The 14,823-nt window shown below is 67.2% G+C and carries 16 protein-coding genes; 7 read left to right on the top strand and 9 right to left on the bottom strand.

Going from position 1 to position 14,823, the window contains the following annotated elements:
• Positions 1-126: 126 nt before the first annotated feature.
• From ASD43_RS15780 to ASD43_RS15800, 5 genes are all read right to left on the bottom strand, one after another.
• Entirely contained in the window at positions 127-1,521 is a 1,395-nt protein-coding gene (locus ASD43_RS15780; RefSeq protein WP_056420656.1) for an aspartate aminotransferase family protein, read from the bottom strand.
• Positions 1,518-1,985 carry an Lrp/AsnC family transcriptional regulator gene (locus ASD43_RS15785; RefSeq protein ID WP_056420658.1) on the bottom strand — a complete coding sequence of 156 codons (468 nt, stop codon included), beginning with the start codon at positions 1,983-1,985 and terminating at the stop codon, positions 1,518-1,520. The genes ASD43_RS15780 and ASD43_RS15785 overlap by 4 nt, the downstream gene beginning before the upstream one ends.
• 80 nt (positions 1,986-2,065) lie before the next feature.
• Positions 2,066-3,226, bottom strand: a complete 1,161-nt coding sequence (locus tag ASD43_RS15790) for an acyl-CoA dehydrogenase family protein (RefSeq protein WP_056420661.1) — start codon at positions 3,224-3,226, stop codon at positions 2,066-2,068.
• Positions 3,223-3,981 carry an alpha/beta fold hydrolase gene (locus ASD43_RS15795; protein WP_056420664.1) on the bottom strand — a complete coding sequence of 253 codons (759 nt, stop codon included), beginning with the start codon at positions 3,979-3,981 and terminating at the stop codon, positions 3,223-3,225. The genes ASD43_RS15790 and ASD43_RS15795 overlap by 4 nt, the downstream gene beginning before the upstream one ends.
• Positions 3,982-4,019: 38 nt before the next feature.
• Positions 4,020-5,183, bottom strand: a complete 1,164-nt coding sequence (locus ASD43_RS15800) for an MFS transporter (protein ID WP_056420669.1) — start codon at positions 5,181-5,183, stop codon at positions 4,020-4,022.
• Positions 5,184-5,617: 434 nt separating this feature from the next.
• Between ASD43_RS15800 and nrdH the strand changes: the two genes are divergently transcribed.
• From nrdH to nrdF, 4 genes are read left to right on the top strand one after another with little or no spacing between them, the layout of a single operon-like run.
• The gene (gene nrdH / locus ASD43_RS15805) at positions 5,618-5,851 is read left to right on the top strand and encodes a glutaredoxin-like protein NrdH (RefSeq protein WP_045253199.1); all 234 of its coding nucleotides are present in this window, start codon (positions 5,618-5,620) and stop codon (positions 5,849-5,851) included.
• Between the two features lie 6 nt (positions 5,852-5,857).
• Positions 5,858-6,307, top strand: a complete 450-nt coding sequence (nrdI, locus tag ASD43_RS15810; protein ID WP_056420671.1) for a class Ib ribonucleoside-diphosphate reductase assembly flavoprotein NrdI — start codon at positions 5,858-5,860, stop codon at positions 6,305-6,307.
• A 20-nt stretch (positions 6,308-6,327) separates the two neighbouring features.
• Positions 6,328-8,448: a class 1b ribonucleoside-diphosphate reductase subunit alpha gene (gene nrdE / locus ASD43_RS15815; protein WP_056421152.1), complete on the top strand. Its 2,121-nt coding sequence runs from the start codon at positions 6,328-6,330 to the stop codon at positions 8,446-8,448.
• Between the two features lie 31 nt (positions 8,449-8,479).
• On the top strand, positions 8,480-9,460 hold the full coding sequence (nrdF, locus tag ASD43_RS15820; protein ID WP_045253201.1) for a class 1b ribonucleoside-diphosphate reductase subunit beta: 981 nt from the start codon (positions 8,480-8,482) through the stop codon (positions 9,458-9,460).
• Between the two features lie 81 nt (positions 9,461-9,541).
• On the opposite strand, the gene pgi is transcribed toward nrdF, so the two are convergent.
• Positions 9,542-11,221 (bottom strand): glucose-6-phosphate isomerase, encoded by a 1,680-nt coding sequence (gene pgi, locus ASD43_RS15825; protein ID WP_056420674.1) that lies wholly within the window; start codon positions 11,219-11,221, stop codon positions 9,542-9,544.
• 72 nt (positions 11,222-11,293) lie between these two features.
• On the opposite strand from pgi, the gene ASD43_RS15830 reads away from it, so the two are divergent.
• Together ASD43_RS15830 and ASD43_RS15835 are read left to right on the top strand one after the other, a co-directional pair.
• Positions 11,294-12,373 (top strand): hypothetical protein, encoded by a 1,080-nt coding sequence (locus ASD43_RS15830; RefSeq protein ID WP_056420678.1) that lies wholly within the window; start codon positions 11,294-11,296, stop codon positions 12,371-12,373.
• Positions 12,374-12,420: 47 nt separating this feature from the next.
• Positions 12,421-12,753: a DUF7882 family protein gene (locus ASD43_RS15835; RefSeq protein WP_056420681.1), complete on the top strand. Its 333-nt coding sequence runs from the start codon at positions 12,421-12,423 to the stop codon at positions 12,751-12,753.
• Positions 12,754-12,785: 32 nt separating this feature from the next.
• Here the strand turns inward: ASD43_RS15835 and ASD43_RS15840 are convergent, their stop codons facing one another.
• Positions 12,786-13,397, bottom strand: a complete 612-nt coding sequence (locus tag ASD43_RS15840; RefSeq protein ID WP_056420684.1) for a flavodoxin family protein — start codon at positions 13,395-13,397, stop codon at positions 12,786-12,788.
• Between the two features lie 106 nt (positions 13,398-13,503).
• Here ASD43_RS15840 and ASD43_RS15845 point away from each other — a divergent pair, with 106 nt between their 5' ends.
• Positions 13,504-13,707 (top strand): hypothetical protein, encoded by a 204-nt coding sequence (locus tag ASD43_RS15845; RefSeq protein WP_045253213.1) that lies wholly within the window; start codon positions 13,504-13,506, stop codon positions 13,705-13,707.
• A gap of 15 nt (positions 13,708-13,722) precedes the next feature.
• Here the strand turns inward: ASD43_RS15845 and ASD43_RS15850 are convergent, their stop codons facing one another.
• Positions 13,723-14,325: a GNAT family N-acetyltransferase gene (locus tag ASD43_RS15850; protein ID WP_056420689.1), complete on the bottom strand. Its 603-nt coding sequence runs from the start codon at positions 14,323-14,325 to the stop codon at positions 13,723-13,725.
• 35 nt (positions 14,326-14,360) lie between these two features.
• Positions 14,361-14,801: an ImmA/IrrE family metallo-endopeptidase gene (locus ASD43_RS15855; protein WP_082539499.1), complete on the bottom strand. Its 441-nt coding sequence runs from the start codon at positions 14,799-14,801 to the stop codon at positions 14,361-14,363.
• Positions 14,802-14,823 lie beyond the last annotated feature (22 nt).

Consider the following 14,823-nt stretch of genomic DNA (forward strand, 5'->3'; position numbering starts at 1 on the left):
CCGGGGGCCGACACCACCGGCCCCGTCCGTTCCGGGGGCCGACACGCCAGATGTCGATCCGATCCGGCAGGTTCGGCCGCTATGTGGCGTGTCGGCCCCCGGACTGCAGGGCCGACGCCACCAGGTCTAGAGAACCGACTGGGCCTCCGAGAGCACGCCGCGAAGGATCTGCGCGATCTCACGGAATTCGGCCGGGCCGATCGTCAGCGGTGGAGCCAGCTGGATCACGGGATCTCCGCGGTCGTCGGCACGGCAATAGAGCCCGGCCTCGAACAGGGCAGGGGAGAGGAAGCCCCGCAGCAGCCGCTCGGACTCGTCGTCGTCGAACGTCTCCCTGGTGCCCTTGTCCTTCACCAGCTCGATGCCGAAGAAGTACCCGTCGCCGCGCACGTCGCCGACGATGGGCAGGTCGAGCAGGGTCTCGAGCTCGGCGCGGAAGAGCGGGGAGTTCTCACGCACGTGCGCGTTCAGGCCCTCCTCGTCGAAGATCGCGAGGTTCTCCAGAGCCACGGCGGCAGAGACGGGGTGACCTCCGAAGGTGTAGCCGTGCGGGAACGACACATCGCCCTTGGAGAACGGCTCGTAGATCCGGTCGCTGATCACCGTGGCACCGATGGGGGAGTACCCGCTCGTCATGCCCTTGGCGCACGTGATCATGTCGGGCACATAGCCCAGGCCCGTGCACGCGAAGGTGTGGCCGAGGCGTCCGAACGCGCAGATGACCTCGTCGGAGACCAGGAGCACGTCGTGCCGGTCGCAGATCTCGCGCACCCTGGCGAAGTAGCCGGGAGGGGGCGGGAAGCATCCGCCCGAGTTCTGCACCGGCTCGAGGAAGACGGCGGCGACGGTGTCGGCGCCCTCGAACAGGATCATCTCCTCGATGCGGTCGGCGGCCCAGCGACCGAAGGCCTCGAGATCGTCGCTCGGGCCGCCCATCTCGGCCGCCCGGTAGAAGTTCGTGTTCGGCACGCGGAAACCGCCGGGGGTCACGGGTTCGAACATCGACTTCATCGCCGGGATGCCGGTGATCGCGAGGGCGCCCTGCGGGGTGCCGTGGTACGCGACCGATCGCGAGATCACCTTGTGCTTGGTGGGCTTGCCCATCAGCTTCCAGTAGTGCTTCGCGAGCTTGAACGCCGTCTCGACCGCCTCGCCGCCGCCGGTGGAGAAGAACACACGGTTGAGGTCGCCCGGCGCCTCGTCGGCCAGTCGGTCGGCGAGTTCGATGGCCGCGGGGTGCGCGTACGACCAGAGCGGGAAGAAGGAGAGCTCGGATGCCTGCGCCGCCGCGGCCTCCGCCAGACGGCGTCGCCCGTGGCCCGCGTTCACCACGAACAGGCCCGCGAGCCCGTCGAAGTACTCCTTGCCCTTCGAGTCCCAGATGCGGTGCCCGTCGCCCTTGACGATGATCGGCACTCCGCTCTTCTCCATCGTCGACTGACGGGTGAAGTGCATCCAGAGATGATCCTTGGCCATGGCCTGGAGTTCGGCCTCGGACGGAGTCGTGCGGTGCGTGCTCATCTGGTCCCCCAGTTGTAGAGCTGCTTCTGCAGCTTGGCGTAGATGAAGGTCTCGGTCGACAGCACACCGTCGATCGGGCGGATGTGATCGTTGATCATCGCGAGGAGGTCCTCGTCGTCCTCGCACACGACCTCGGCGAGGATGTCGAAGGAGCCGACCGTGATGACGACGTAGTCGATGGCGGTGATCTCGGCGATCTGCTCCGCGACGACGCGGGTGTCGCCGGAGACGCGGATGCCGATCATGGCCTGACGCGGGAAGCCCAGCTGCATCGGGTCGGTGACGGCCACGATCTGCATCACCCCGGACTCGGTCAGGCGCTGCACGCGCTGGCGCACCGCCGCCTCGCTCAGGCCGACCTCGCGGCCGATGTCGGAGTACGAGCGCCGCCCGTCCTCCTGGAGCAGCTCGATGATCGTCTTCGCGACGCCATCCAGCGGAGGGTGTTTCTTCGAGTGCGGCATGATGCGATCTTCGCACTCGAGGCCGCGCTCTTCAACTGATTCCGCAGAGCAAATGGCTTCTCGGTCGTGAAACCGGAAGCTCAGCTCTCCAGCGGACCCAGCCAGGCGCTCGCGGCGGTCGCGTGCGCGGATTCGGGGTCGGAGGGGTGGAAGGCTCCCGCCAGGACGTCGCGGTAGAGGCGCGAGAGCTCGTTCGCGGAGAAGTACGACCCGCCGCCCGCGACGAGCATGGCCTGGTCGACGACGTGCTTCGCCATGGTGATCGCGCGATGCTTGACCCCGGACAGCAGGACGAACCAGCGGGCGCCGTTGTCGACGCGCTCGTCGACGTCGCGGGCGAGCGCGGCGATCTGAGGGGGGAGCGCGTCGTAGGCGAGTCCCATGTCGGCGATGCGCCAGCGGATGTCGGGGTCCTGACTGTATGCCGCACCCGTCTTCTTGGATCGGCGTGACGAGGCGGTGCGCACGGCGAGATCGAGCGCGCGACGCGCGATGCCGGTGTACACCGAGGCGAGCAGGATCTCGAACACCGAGAAGATGCCGAACACGATGGGGTCGGGTGTGGGTCCGGCATCGATGCGGCGGACGACGTGCGCGGCATCCGCGACGGCACCGTTCAGGCGGGTCGTCCGGCTCTGCGTCGCGCGCATGCCGAGGGTGTCCCAGTCGTCGCTCGTGGTGATCGCGTCGGTGCGCTCGACGAACGCGAACACGAGCTTCGGGGCATCGGCGCTCGTCGTGTCGAGGCCGTGCAGTCCGAGCTTCGTCCAGACCGGCGCGAGCGACGTGAAGATCTTCGTGCCGGTGAAGGCGTAGCCGCCGTCGCTCGTCGGCACCGCCTCGGTGTCGCTGCCGAACAGCACGAGGTCGTTGCCCGCTTCGCTGATGCCGAAGGCGAACACCTCGCCGGCGACGGCGCCGTCCTGCACGAACTCCAGGCCGGGGACGCCCCGGTCGGAGAACACCTTGGCGACCCCGGTCCAGACGAGGTGCATGTTGATCGCGAGCGCCGTCGCCGGCGCCGCCGTGGCGAGGCGCTGCTGCAGTATCGCCGCCTGAGCCAGGCACAGCCCCGCGCCGCCGCGCTCGGCGGGAACGAGGATCGACAGGTATCCCGCGGCGCGCAGCTCCGCGAGATCCTGCTCGGGGAAGGTGTTGTCGCGGTCATGGATCGGCGCCCGCTCGCGGATCCGCTCGAGCAGGTCGTCCGGCAGGTGCAGGGTCGGGTCGAACGGGTTCACGAGAGAGCCTCCTCGAGCTGGCGGAGCGTCTCCTCCGGTCTGTCGCGGTGCAGGGAGTGCCCTGCACCGGCGACCACCGACATGGTGATGAGCGGATTGGCGTCGAGCACGGCGACCGCGACGTCTCCGGTGAAGATGCTGTAGACGGCGGGGTCCGCGCCGATCACGTGCGTGGGCACCGTGAGTCGCGCGGCGTCGGCCGTGACATCCCAGGGCGTGTTCTGCACGCTCGTCTGCTCGACGGCCCACGCGCTCGCGCGGCGCACCGCGTCGACCTTGAGCTCGGCGTCCTGCGGATGCCACTGCGGATGCTCCTGCCGCACCAGCTCGACCCTGTTGTCGGCGAAGGCGCGTTCCTGGCTCCGGCGCACGACGGCCGCATCCCGTCCGTCGATGAGGATCGCCGGATCCCACAGCACGAGTCTGCGGGTCCAGTCGGGAGCGGATGCCGCGGCGACCGTGCTCGCGGCTCCGCCGAGGGAGTGGCCGACCACCGCATCCCAGGAGCCGCCGTCGTCGGGGAGCGTCTCGACGAGGTCCGCCGCGTACGCCGCGACGGAGTAGTCGAGAGCTCGCGGTGCATCGCCGTGGCCGCGCAGGTCGATCGCCGTCGCATGCCATCCGCTCTCGGCGAGCGCGGCGCCCACCCGCCACATGAGAGCGCCGGACGAGCCCAGTCCGTGCACGAGGAGGATGCGGCGATCCGATGCGGGATCGCCCCAGCTGATGCGGGGGAGGGTGAGCGGTGCGGCCATGCCCTCAGCCTACGACCGGGATACCGCGCGGCGGCGGGTCAGGACGGCGTGACCGTGACCGGCTCGGTGTCGGGGTGCGGGCTCGCGTCCCGACCGCGCAGATCGGGGAAGGACCTGACGAACACGATGGAGACGGCCAGCCCTGCCGCGGCGAACAGCGTGGCCGCGAGATACGCGCCACGGGGGTCCGTCGCGTCGACGAGGAACCCGGCCACGGCCGAGCCCGCCGCGGCGCCGATGAGCTGCCCGGTGCCCGCCCAGCCGAACGCCTCGGCGGTCTCGCTGAACTTCACGCTCGCAGTGGTGATCGCGAACAGCACGGCGAGCGCCGGGGCGATGCCGATGCCGGCGAGCACCAGGGTGCCGCCCAGCCAGAACACGTCGAGCGAGACCATCGTCAGTGCGAGGCCGACCGTGACGATCGCGAGGCGGCGTGCCATCGCCCACGGCCCGATCGGGATGTGCCCGAACGAGAGTCCGCCGGCAAGGCTGCCGACCGAGAAGACGGCGAGCACGAGCCCCGCGGCGAGGCTGCCGTGCTCGAAGGTCGCGACGACCCCGACCTCGACCGCCGAGCAGGCGCCGATCAGGAGGAAGCCGATCACCGTCGCGAGGAGCACCGGCGGCTTCAGCACGACCTTGCCGAAGGCGTTGCGGCTGCGCGGGATGCGCACGCGGCCGACTTCGGGGGAGAGGATGAACCAGGCTCCGCCGCCCACGAGCACGACCACGACGAGGAGCAGTCCCTCCGAGGTGCCGACCTGCGTCGAGACCAGGGTGATCACGACCGGGGCGAGGACCCAGATGATCTCCTGCAGCGAGGCGTCGAGGGAGAACAGCGGGGTGAGCTGCTTGGCGTTCACGAGCTTCGGGTAGATGGTGCGCACCGCAGACTGCACCGGTGGCGTCGAGAGACCGGCGATCATGCCGAGCACCATGTAGCCGGGGACGTTCAGAGGGAGGAGCGCGAGGCCCAGCACCGCGATCGCACAGACGGTGAGGGTGAGGGTGAGCACGCGGCGCATCCCCCACACGCCCATCCACCTGCTGGTGATGGGCCCGGCGACGGCCTGTCCCACGCTGGTGGCGGCGAGCACGAGGCCGGCGGATCCGTAGGAGCCCGTCTGCTGCTCGACGTGCAGGAGGATCGCGAGCGATGTCATGCCGTTCGGGAACCGCGCGGTCAGCTGTGCAGCGATCATGCGCGCCACTCCGGGCGTGCGAAGAAGGTCCCGATATCCCGCCACGGGTCAACGTTACCGGGCGCTACGGACGGTCGGCGAAGCGGCTCCTCGCCGACACGCCGCGACACGCCGAGACGACGATTCCACAGAAACTCGGATGTCCGAGGCCCCTCGTAACCTGCCCCCTGTGGATAGATCTCTCACAGGTGCTTCCCAGCCGCGATTTCATGCGCTTCTGCGACGTCGTCGGAGGGGCCGGGCCTGTGGAAGAAACGGTGGAGAACCTGTGTTGTATCAGTGGAGAGCGGTGGAAAACTACACGGATGTAACTACTACCCCTAGTGGTCACTCTGAATGTCCGTACCTATATGTAGTATTGAGATCCCGGTGAGGGTCTGCCGGAAAAACACCCGATGAACAACCGGGCCAGAGATTTGAGGGGAAGCGAAAAGATGTCGATCACGGTCTACACGAAGCCGTCCTGCGTTCAGTGCAACGCCACCTACCGGGCGCTCGACGCCAAGGGCATCGAGTACGAGATCCTCGACCTGTCGGAGGATCCGGCAGCTCTCGAGCAGGTCAAGTCGCTCGGCTACATGCAGGCACCCGTCGTCGTCACCGACGAGGGTCACTGGTCGGGCTTCCGCCCCGACAAGATCGACGAGCTCGCCTCGCGTCTGGCCTGATCCGCCATGAGCGCCGTCGCGACCGCTGCGCCGCTCCTGGTCTACTTCTCGAGCGCGTCGGGCAACACCGCCCGCTTCGTCGAGAAGCTCGGGCTCCCGGCCCGCCGCATCCCCCTTCTCCGGCAGCAGGAAGATCTCGTCGTCGACGAGCCCTTCGTGCTGATCACTCCCACCTACGGCGGGGGTGAGGGACGCGGCGTCGAGCGAGGTGCCGTGCCCAAACAGGTGATCCGGTTCCTCAACGACGAGCGCAACCGGCGCCACATCCGCGGAGTGATCTCTGCGGGCAACACCAACTTCGGCGAGTCGTTCTGTCTCGCCGGTGACATCATCAGCCGCAAGTGCCACGTGCCTCACTTGTATCGGCTGGAGATCTTCGGCACACAAGATGACGTGGATCGCGTGAGCGACGGATTGGAACATCAGTGGACAGCACAGTTGACGAGCAGGCAGTGACCGAGACGGTCGCCTTCAAGATGAACCCCAGCTACGAGGGGCTCGACTATCACGCGCTCAACGCGATGCTGAACCTGTACGACGCGAACGGCAAGATCCAGTTCGACGCCGACAAGCGTGCTGCGCGCGAGTACTTCCTGCAGCACGTCAATCAGAACACCGTGTTCTTCCACTCCCTCAAGGAGCGTCTCGACTACCTGGTCGAGAAGGAGTACTACGAGCCGGCCGTCATCGAGCAGTACTCGATGGAGTTCATCCAGAAGCTCAACGATCTCGCCTACGGCAAGAAGTTCCGCTTCGAGACCTTCCTCGGCGCTTTCAAGTACTACACGAGCTACACGCTCAAGACGTTCGACGGCAAGCGCTACCTCGAGCGCTTCGAGGATCGCGTCGTGATGACGGCCCTCGGTCTCGCCGGCGGCGACGAGAAGCTCGCGGTCGACCTCGTCGAGGAGATCATCTCGGGCCGCTTCCAGCCCGCGACCCCGACGTTCCTCAACTCGGGCAAGGCACAGCGCGGCGAGCTCGTCAGCTGCTTCCTGCTGCGCATCGAAGACAACATGGAGTCGATCGCCCGCGGCATCAACTCCGCACTCCAGCTCTCGAAGCGCGGCGGCGGCGTGGCACTGCTGCTCTCGAACATCCGCGAGGCCGGCGCGCCGATCAAGCAGATCGAGAACCAGTCCTCGGGCATCATCCCCGTGATGAAGCTGCTCGAAGACAGCTTCAGCTACGCCAACCAGCTCGGTGCCCGTCAGGGCGCCGGTGCGGTGTACCTCAACGCGCACCACCCCGACATCATGCGCTTCCTCGACACGAAGCGCGAGAACGCCGACGAGAAGATCCGCATCAAGACGCTGTCGCTCGGCGTCGTCGTCCCGGACATCACGTTCGAGCTCGCCAAGAACGGCGAGGACATGTACCTCTTCTCGCCGTACGACGTCGAGAAGGTCTACGGCGTTCCCTTCGGCGACATCTCGGTGACCGAGAAGTACCGCGAGATGGTCGACAACCCTCGTATCAAGAAGACGAAGATCAACGCGCGCGAGTTCTTCCAGACGATCGCCGAGATCCAGTTCGAGTCGGGCTACCCGTACATCATGTTCGAGGACACGGTGAACAAGGCGAACCCGATCAAGGGCCGCATCAACATGTCCAACCTCTGCAGCGAGATCCTGCAGGTGAACACGCCGACGACGTACAACGAAGACCTGTCGTACGACCAGATCGGCAAGGACATCTCCTGCAACCTGGGCTCGATGAACATCGCGCTGTCGATGGATGCCGACGACCTCGGCCAGACCGTCGAGACCGCGATCCGTGCACTGAGCGCGGTCAGCGACCAGAGCCACATCCGCTCGGTCCGCTCGATCGAAGACGGCAACGACCGCTCGCACGCGATCGGTCTGGGGCAGATGAACCTGCACGGCTACCTCGCTCGCGAGCACGTCTACTACGGCTCCGAAGAGGGCATCGACTTCACGAACATCTACTTCTACACGGTGCTGTTCCACGCGCTGCGCGCCTCGAACAACCTCGCCATCGAGCGCAAGCAGGCCTTCGACGGCTTCGAGGACTCGACCTACGCGTCGGGGGAGTTCTTCGACAAGTACATCGATCGCGCCTGGGTTCCCGAGACCGACAAGGTCAAGGAGCTCTTCGCCGGCAAGCACATCCCGACGCAGGCCGACTGGGTGGCGCTGAAGTCGTCGATCCAGGAGCACGGCATCTACAACCAGAACCTGCAGGCGGTGCCGCCGACCGGCTCGATCTCGTACATCAACAACTCCACGTCGTCGATCCACCCGATCGCGTCGAAGATCGAGATCCGCAAGGAAGGCAAGCTCGGTCGCGTCTACTACCCGGCCGCGTTCATGACGAACGACAACCTGGAGTACTACCAGGACGCGTACGAGATCGGCTACGAGAAGGTCATCGACACGTACGCCGCGGCCACGCAGCACGTCGACCAGGGCCTGTCGCTGACGCTGTTCTTCAAGGACACCGCCACGACGCGTGACATCAACAAGGCGCAGATCTACGCATGGCGCAAGGGCATCAAGACGATCTACTACATCCGTCTGCGTCAGATGGCGCTCGAGGGCACCGACATGACCGAGTGCGTCTCGTGCATGCTCTGATCGCCCCCTGAACACGAGAAACGACGAGGACATGACCCCCCACCCCCCGATCAAGCTGGTCGACAGCGTGCAGGCGATCAACTGGAACCGCATCATCGACGACAAGGACCTCGAGGTCTGGAACCGTCTGGTGAACAACTTCTGGCTGCCCGAGAAGGTGCCGCTGTCGAACGACATCCAGTCGTGGAACACGCTGACCCCCGACGAGCAGCTGCTCACGATGCGCGTGTTCACCGGCCTCACGCTGCTCGACACGATCCAGGGAACCGTCGGTGCCGTCTCGCTGATCCCCGATGCGATCACCCCGCACGAGGAGGCCGTGTACACCAACATCGCCTTCATGGAGTCGGTGCACGCGAAGAGCTACTCCTCGATCTTCTCGACGCTCGCGTCGACCAAGGAGATCGATGAGGCGTTCCGCTGGTCGACCGAGAATCCGAACCTTCAGAAGAAGGCTCAGATCATCATGGACTACTACCAGGGCGACGATCCGCTCAAGCGCAAGATCGCCTCGACGCTGCTCGAGTCGTTCCTGTTCTACTCGGGCTTCTACCTGCCGATCTACTGGTCGTCGAAGGCGAAGCTGACGAACACGGCCGACCTGATCCGTCTCATCATCCGCGATGAGGCCGTGCACGGGTACTACATCGGGTACAAGTTCCAGAAGGGTCTCGAGAACGAGACCGAGGAGCGCCGTCAGGAGCTGAAGGACTACACCTTCAACCTGCTGTTCGAGCTCTACGACAACGAGGTGCAGTACACGCAAGACCTCTACGACGGCGTCGGTCTGACCGAAGACGTCAAGAAGTTCCTGCACTACAACGCCAACAAGGCGCTGATGAACCTCGGCTACGAGGCGATGTTCCCCTCGACCGTGACGAACGTGAACCCGGCGATCCTGTCGGCGCTCTCGCCGAACGCCGACGAGAACCATGACTTCTTCAGCGGTTCGGGCTCGTCCTACGTCATCGGCAAGGCCGAGGCCACGGAAGACGACGACTGGGACTTCTGAGTCCCGTCGAACCGAGACGCCCGAGAGTACGACGAAGGGGCGGATGCCGCGGCATCCGCCCCTTCGTCGTTGCTGCGCCCCCTACGCCCGGTTCGCGCGGTAGTACTCCAGCAGCGCCCTGGTCGACGCGTCCTGGGCGTCGATCGCCGCGGCGTCGCCGCCGATCGCGGGCGCGATCTGCATGGCGAGCTGCTTGCCGAGTTCGACACCCCACTGGTCGAACGAGTTGATGCCCCAGATCGTGCCCTGCGTGAACGTGATGTGCTCGTAGAGGGCGATCAGCTGGCCGAGCACCTGGGGTGTCAGCGCCGGCGCGAAGATCGACGTCGTCGGGCGGTTGCCGGCGAAGGTGCGTGCGGCGACCAGCGCACCGGTGGTGCCCTCCGCCTCGACTTCCTCCGCCGTCTTGCCGAACGCGAGCGCCTTGGTCTGGGCGAGGAAGTTCGCGAGGAACAGCTCGTGCACATCCTGGTCGCCATCGCTCGACGGATACGCCGGGTTCACGAACGCGATGAAGTCGGCGGGGATGAGCCGGGTGCCCTGGTGGATCAGCTGGTAGAACGCGTGCTGTCCGTTGGTGCCTGGCTCGCCCCAGAAGACCTCGCCCGTGTCGGTCGTCACCCGGGTGCCGTCCCAGCGCACGGACTTTCCGTTGGACTCCATCGTGAGCTGCTGCAGGTACGCGGGGAAGCGGTTCAGCTGCTGCGCATAGGGCAGCACCGCGTGCGACTGCGCTCCGTGGAAGTTCACGTACCAGACGTTCAGCAGGCCCATCAGGATCGGGACGTTGCGCTCGAGCGGCGTGGTGCGCACATGCTCGTCGACCGCATGGAAGCCGGCGAGCAGGTCGCGGAAGACATCGGGCCCCAGAGCGACGGCGAGCGACAGGCCGATCGCCGAATCGACGGAGTAGCGGCCGCCGACCCAGTCCCAGAACCCGAAGGCGTTGGTGGGGTCGATGCCGAACTCGGCCACCTTGTCGAGGGCGGTCGACACGGCGACGAAGTGATGCGCGACGGCGTCGGCGCGGGCCTCGTCGTCATCGGCGATGGTCGCGGATGCCGTGAGCCCCGCCCACAGCCAGTCGCGCGCGAGCCGGGCGTTGGTCAGCGTCTCCAGGGTGGTGAACGTCTTCGACGCGACGATGAAGAGCGTCGTCTCGGGGTCGAGATCGGCGGTCTTCTGGGCGAGGTCCGTGGGGTCGATGTTCGACACGAACCTGGCCTCGATCCCGGCATCCGCATAGGGCTTCAACGCCTCGTAGACCATGACGGGTCCGAGGTCCGAACCGCCGATGCCGATGTTCACGACGTGGGTGACCCGCTTGCCGGTGATCCCGAGCCACTCGCCGTCGCGCACTCGTGTGGCGAACGCGCTCAGCGCCTCGAGCACGGACTGCACGTCGGCATCCACATCCTGGCCGTCGACGGTGAGCTCCGGGGAGGCTCCGGCCGGTCGCCGGAGCGCGGTGTGCAGCACCGCGCGGTCCTCGGAGGTGTTGAGGTGCGCACCCGCGAGCATCGCGGCGAACCGTTCGGCGACGCCCGTCTGCTCGGCCAGGCGGAGCAGGGCTGCGAGGACGTCGTCATCCACGAGGTTCTTCGACAGGTCGACGTGGAGATCGGCGAGCGGGAACGAGAGGCCCTCGGCCCGGGCCGCATCGGCGGCGAACCAGCCGCGCAGGTCGGGGCTGACCGACTCGCGCAGCGCGGCGAGCTCGGACCAGGCGGGAGTGTGTGTCGGATCAACGGGAGCGGTCATGGATCCACGGTACTGCCGTGCGGAGGGTTGCGCGCCCGTCGTGACGACCGCCCTCGTTCTAGGATGACTGCGATGACCGATACGGCCCCCGAGACCGCAGCCGACCGGCGGATCAGAGCCACTGTCACCCGCCGGTTCGTGCGCGACCCCTTCGTGATCGGCGTCGTCCTGCTCGTCGTCGCGATCACCTGGACCCTCGCCGGCGGCGACCTCGACTTCTTCCCCTTCCTGCTGATGCTGCTGGGGGGCTTCGGCATCGCGTTCTCGTTCGTGAACGCCACGATGGAGATGCGCCCAGAGCGCATCGGTGTCATCCTGCACGTCGTCGTCGCCGCGGTGCTGACCGCGACGATGCTCGTCGTGATCGAGTTCGACGGGGCCGAGCTCCTCGCCGATCTGCCGGAGCCCGCGCGCGCGATCGCCCTCGTGCTGCAGATCGCCGCGGGCCCCGCGACGGGATGGATCTGGCTCGGACTGCTCTCGCGCGTGACCGACCTGTTCCGGCGTCGCGACACGGCGAAGCGGCCGGCCCCCACTCCGCCCGCCTGGCAGCGGGAGGACGACGCCGACGGATCTCGCGTCGAGTTCCCGGCCGTGCCGCTGCGGATGCGGGCGCTGACGATCGCCATCGTCCTCATCGTCGTGGTCGTGGGGCTCGCGGGGGCCGCTCTGCTGATCGCCCTCGACGGGGCCGGCGTGCTCCTCGGCCCGAGGATCGCGATCCTCGTGGTCGGGGCGGGCCTGGCGCTTCCGGTGTACCTCGTCCAGCTGGCGGTCATCCGGCGCCGCACGCTCCCGTGCTCCGTCGCGTTCGGTGACGACGAGCTGCGGATCCGAGTGGGCACCGCGACGCACCGCATCCCGTTCGATGAGCTCGAGACGCTCGTCTGGCGGACGCGCAGCGACTACGCGAGGGTCGAAGTGCGGGGGACCGGAACGAAGGGGGCCGGAACCGAGGGGATCGGGGCGGTCGGAGCAGAGGGAGCGGCCGTGGATCTCTCGCTGATCGCCGGCCTCGCGAAAGCCCCCGCCGGGCGCACCTCTGAGCTCCCCGCGGTGCCGCGACGCGTCTTCCGCAGGCTCGAGCTCGCGGGCATGACCGTGCAGCGCACGCGTCGTGACGTGGTCGTTACCTTCCGGCGGGGTGTCTGAGCGATGACATGTCCGCGCCGAGGCGCGCGTGGAGGTACGGTTTTCACATGGGAAGACTGCGGTACGACGGCATCTCAGAGCCGATCCTCATCGACGATGGGACGCTCGCGCATCTGAAGGTCATCGTGGGGACGAAGCTGCGTCGTCAAGAGAGCTTCATGATGAGCTGGCGCCCGCGCGAGGGCGGTGACCCAGGACGCGTGACCGTGTGGGTCCACCCCGCGATCCCGCTGCAGTTCCTCTACACCAGCGCCGAGCCCCAGCACGTCGAGAAGCAGCGCATCGAAGACATGATGCGCTCTCTCAACGCGACCGGCGAGCTCGTCATCGACGACTTCGTCGAGTTCGGCAAGAACGAGGGCAGCCTCGTCGAGGAATGAGCTCGGCGGTGTGAGCTACTCCTCGACGTGAGCTACTCGGCGGGGTAGCCGTCGCCCGCCAGCAGTCGCGCGAGATGCGCGGCGTTGCGGGCTGCGGTCGCCGTCGTCTGGGCGACCTTCTCGGGGGTCTCCTCGAGGTCCTTGTAGTCGACGGTGTGCATGGCCTCGCCGTTCCAGTACACCGACCCCTGCGCCGGCACGGAGTATCCGATGTCGTTCAGGGACTGGAACAGGATGGCGGCGATGTGGTGCGCGCCGTCCTCGTTGCCGACGATGCCGGCGATCGCGACCTTGTCGAAGAGGATCGGGCGTCCCGCGTCGTCGGTCTCGCTCAGCTCCGCATCCAGGCGCTCGAGCACGCGCTGGGCGACGCTGGAGTGCTGTCCCATCCAGGTGGGGGTGAGGAAGACGAGGATGTCGGCGGCGTGGACCTTCTCGCGCAGCTGCGGCCAGCCGTCGCCCGCACCCATGTCCGCCTCCACTCCGGGGCTGATCGTGTGGTCGACGGCGCGGACGAGCTCGCCCGAGACGCCGTGCTCGCCGAGGGCCGCGAGAATCTGCTCGCCGAGCAGGTCGCTGCTCGACTCGGCGGGAGAGGGCTTGAGAGTGCAGGAGATGGCCAGTGCTGTCAGTGGAGTGCTCATACCCCGCACGAAACCACCATCGTCGCGCCGGGCACAGGGGGTTCCGTGCCCGGGGCGTGTGCGCTAGACGGTATCGTGGAACACGGCCGCTACGACAGGAGATCCCGTGATCCTCAGCTTCATCTTCTTCATGATCCTCTTCCTCGGAGGCATCTGGCTCATGGGGCTCGCTCAGTCGCTCGAGGACTTCCAGGCGATCGTGTTCATCGGCGGCCTGCTCATCACCAGCCTGTCGCTGGCGTTCATGATGCGCGCGGGAGGGTCCGCCACCCGCCGCAAGGACAACTGGTCGGGCAACGCCACCGAGTAGTGGGTCGCGGCGCAGTCAGCCGCGCTTCGCGAGTCTCGCCTCGAGATTCGCCTTCACCGCCGGCCACTCCGGCTCGATGATCGAGAATTCCACGCTGTCGCGCAGCGCGCCGTTGCGGTAGCGGCTCATCGCCCGCATCACGCCGTCCTGCTTCGCGCCCAGACGCTCGATCGCGGCGCGTGACTGGAAGTTCACCCACTGGGTCGTCAGCCCGACACGGAACACGCCGAGCTCCTCGAACGCGTGCCGCAGCAGCAGCAGCTTGGATTCCGCATTCGTGCCGGTTCCGTGCGCGGACGGCCGGTTCCATGTGTAGCCGATGTGCAGCCGGGGCGCGTCATCGTCGAGGTCGTAGTACGAGGTGAGCCCCAGCACTCGTCCGTCGGCGTCGAACGCCGTGAACGGGATCATCCCGCCGCTCTCGATCAGGCCGATGCGGCGCTCGATCTCGGCGGCGAGGCCCTCGGGCGAGGGCACCGAGGTGTACCAGGCGTTCTTCCACAGATCGCCCTCGAGCAGCGCCTCGAGCAGGCCGTCATGGTGCGACGGCTCGAGTGGACGCAGCTCGACGAGGCGTCCGGTGAGGGTGACCGTGGCGGGGGAGGTGCGAAAAGTCATGGGGCCATTCAATCAGCGCCGCGGGTGATGCGCGGTCACGCGCTCAGAGCCCGTTCGTCCCACTGCCCGTTGCCCATCCTCGCGCCGACGTAGGTGGTGTCACCGATTCGCAGGAGGAGGCGCCGATACGCGGCCACGATCTCGACGGTCACTCCCAGCTCGAAGGCCATGCTCGCCAGGTGCGTGCCGCGCAGCCGCTCGGCCTCGGCATACGCGGGAGCGGTGATGAGCAGCCGAGCCGCCCATTCGTCGGCGCGACGCTCCTGACGCGCGCGCAGCCCGGCGTCCGCCGTCGGCGTATGCCCGAGCACGGCGTGTGCTAGCTCATGGGCGAGCACGCTGCACGTCGCTCGCGCGGTGAGCCCCGGTGCCACGCGGATCGTCGCGGTCGTCGGCTCGTAGCCGCCGTAGGAGCGGCCCGGGCCCTCGACGAAGTGCAGTCCGTTGTCCTCGAGCAGGCGGAGGAGGTTCTCCATGGGTCCTCCTCGTCGCGGGTCG

This window comes from Microbacterium sp. Root553 (assembly GCF_001426995.1).
GTDB lineage: Bacteria > Actinomycetota > Actinomycetes > Actinomycetales > Microbacteriaceae > Microbacterium.

Excerpts from the sequence above, each read along its gene's own strand:
- ASD43_RS15830 (WP_056420678.1), top strand. The coding sequence starts at position 11,294 with ATGACCGATACGGCCCCCGAGACCGCAGCCGACCGGCGGATCAGAGCC.
- ASD43_RS15800 (WP_056420669.1), bottom strand. The coding sequence starts at position 5,183 with ATGATCGCTGCACAGCTGACCGCGCGGTTCCCGAACGGCATGACATCG.
- nrdI (WP_056420671.1), top strand. The coding sequence starts at position 5,858 with ATGAGCGCCGTCGCGACCGCTGCGCCGCTCCTGGTCTACTTCTCGAGC.
- ASD43_RS15785 (WP_056420658.1), bottom strand. The coding sequence starts at position 1,985 with ATGCCGCACTCGAAGAAACACCCTCCGCTGGATGGCGTCGCGAAGACG.
- nrdH (WP_045253199.1), top strand. The coding sequence starts at position 5,618 with ATGTCGATCACGGTCTACACGAAGCCGTCCTGCGTTCAGTGCAACGCC.
- ASD43_RS15840 (WP_056420684.1), bottom strand. The coding sequence starts at position 13,397 with ATGAGCACTCCACTGACAGCACTGGCCATCTCCTGCACTCTCAAGCCC.
- ASD43_RS15780 (WP_056420656.1), bottom strand. The coding sequence starts at position 1,521 with ATGAGCACGCACCGCACGACTCCGTCCGAGGCCGAACTCCAGGCCATG.
- nrdE (WP_056421152.1), top strand. The coding sequence starts at position 6,328 with ATGAACCCCAGCTACGAGGGGCTCGACTATCACGCGCTCAACGCGATG.
- pgi (WP_056420674.1), bottom strand. The coding sequence starts at position 11,221 with ATGACCGCTCCCGTTGATCCGACACACACTCCCGCCTGGTCCGAGCTC.
- ASD43_RS15850 (WP_056420689.1), bottom strand. The coding sequence starts at position 14,325 with ATGACTTTTCGCACCTCCCCCGCCACGGTCACCCTCACCGGACGCCTC.
- nrdF (WP_045253201.1), top strand. The coding sequence starts at position 8,480 with ATGACCCCCCACCCCCCGATCAAGCTGGTCGACAGCGTGCAGGCGATC.
- ASD43_RS15795 (WP_056420664.1), bottom strand. The coding sequence starts at position 3,981 with ATGGCCGCACCGCTCACCCTCCCCCGCATCAGCTGGGGCGATCCCGCA.
- ASD43_RS15835 (WP_056420681.1), top strand. The coding sequence starts at position 12,421 with ATGGGAAGACTGCGGTACGACGGCATCTCAGAGCCGATCCTCATCGAC.
- ASD43_RS15855 (WP_082539499.1), bottom strand. The coding sequence starts at position 14,801 with ATGGAGAACCTCCTCCGCCTGCTCGAGGACAACGGACTGCACTTCGTC.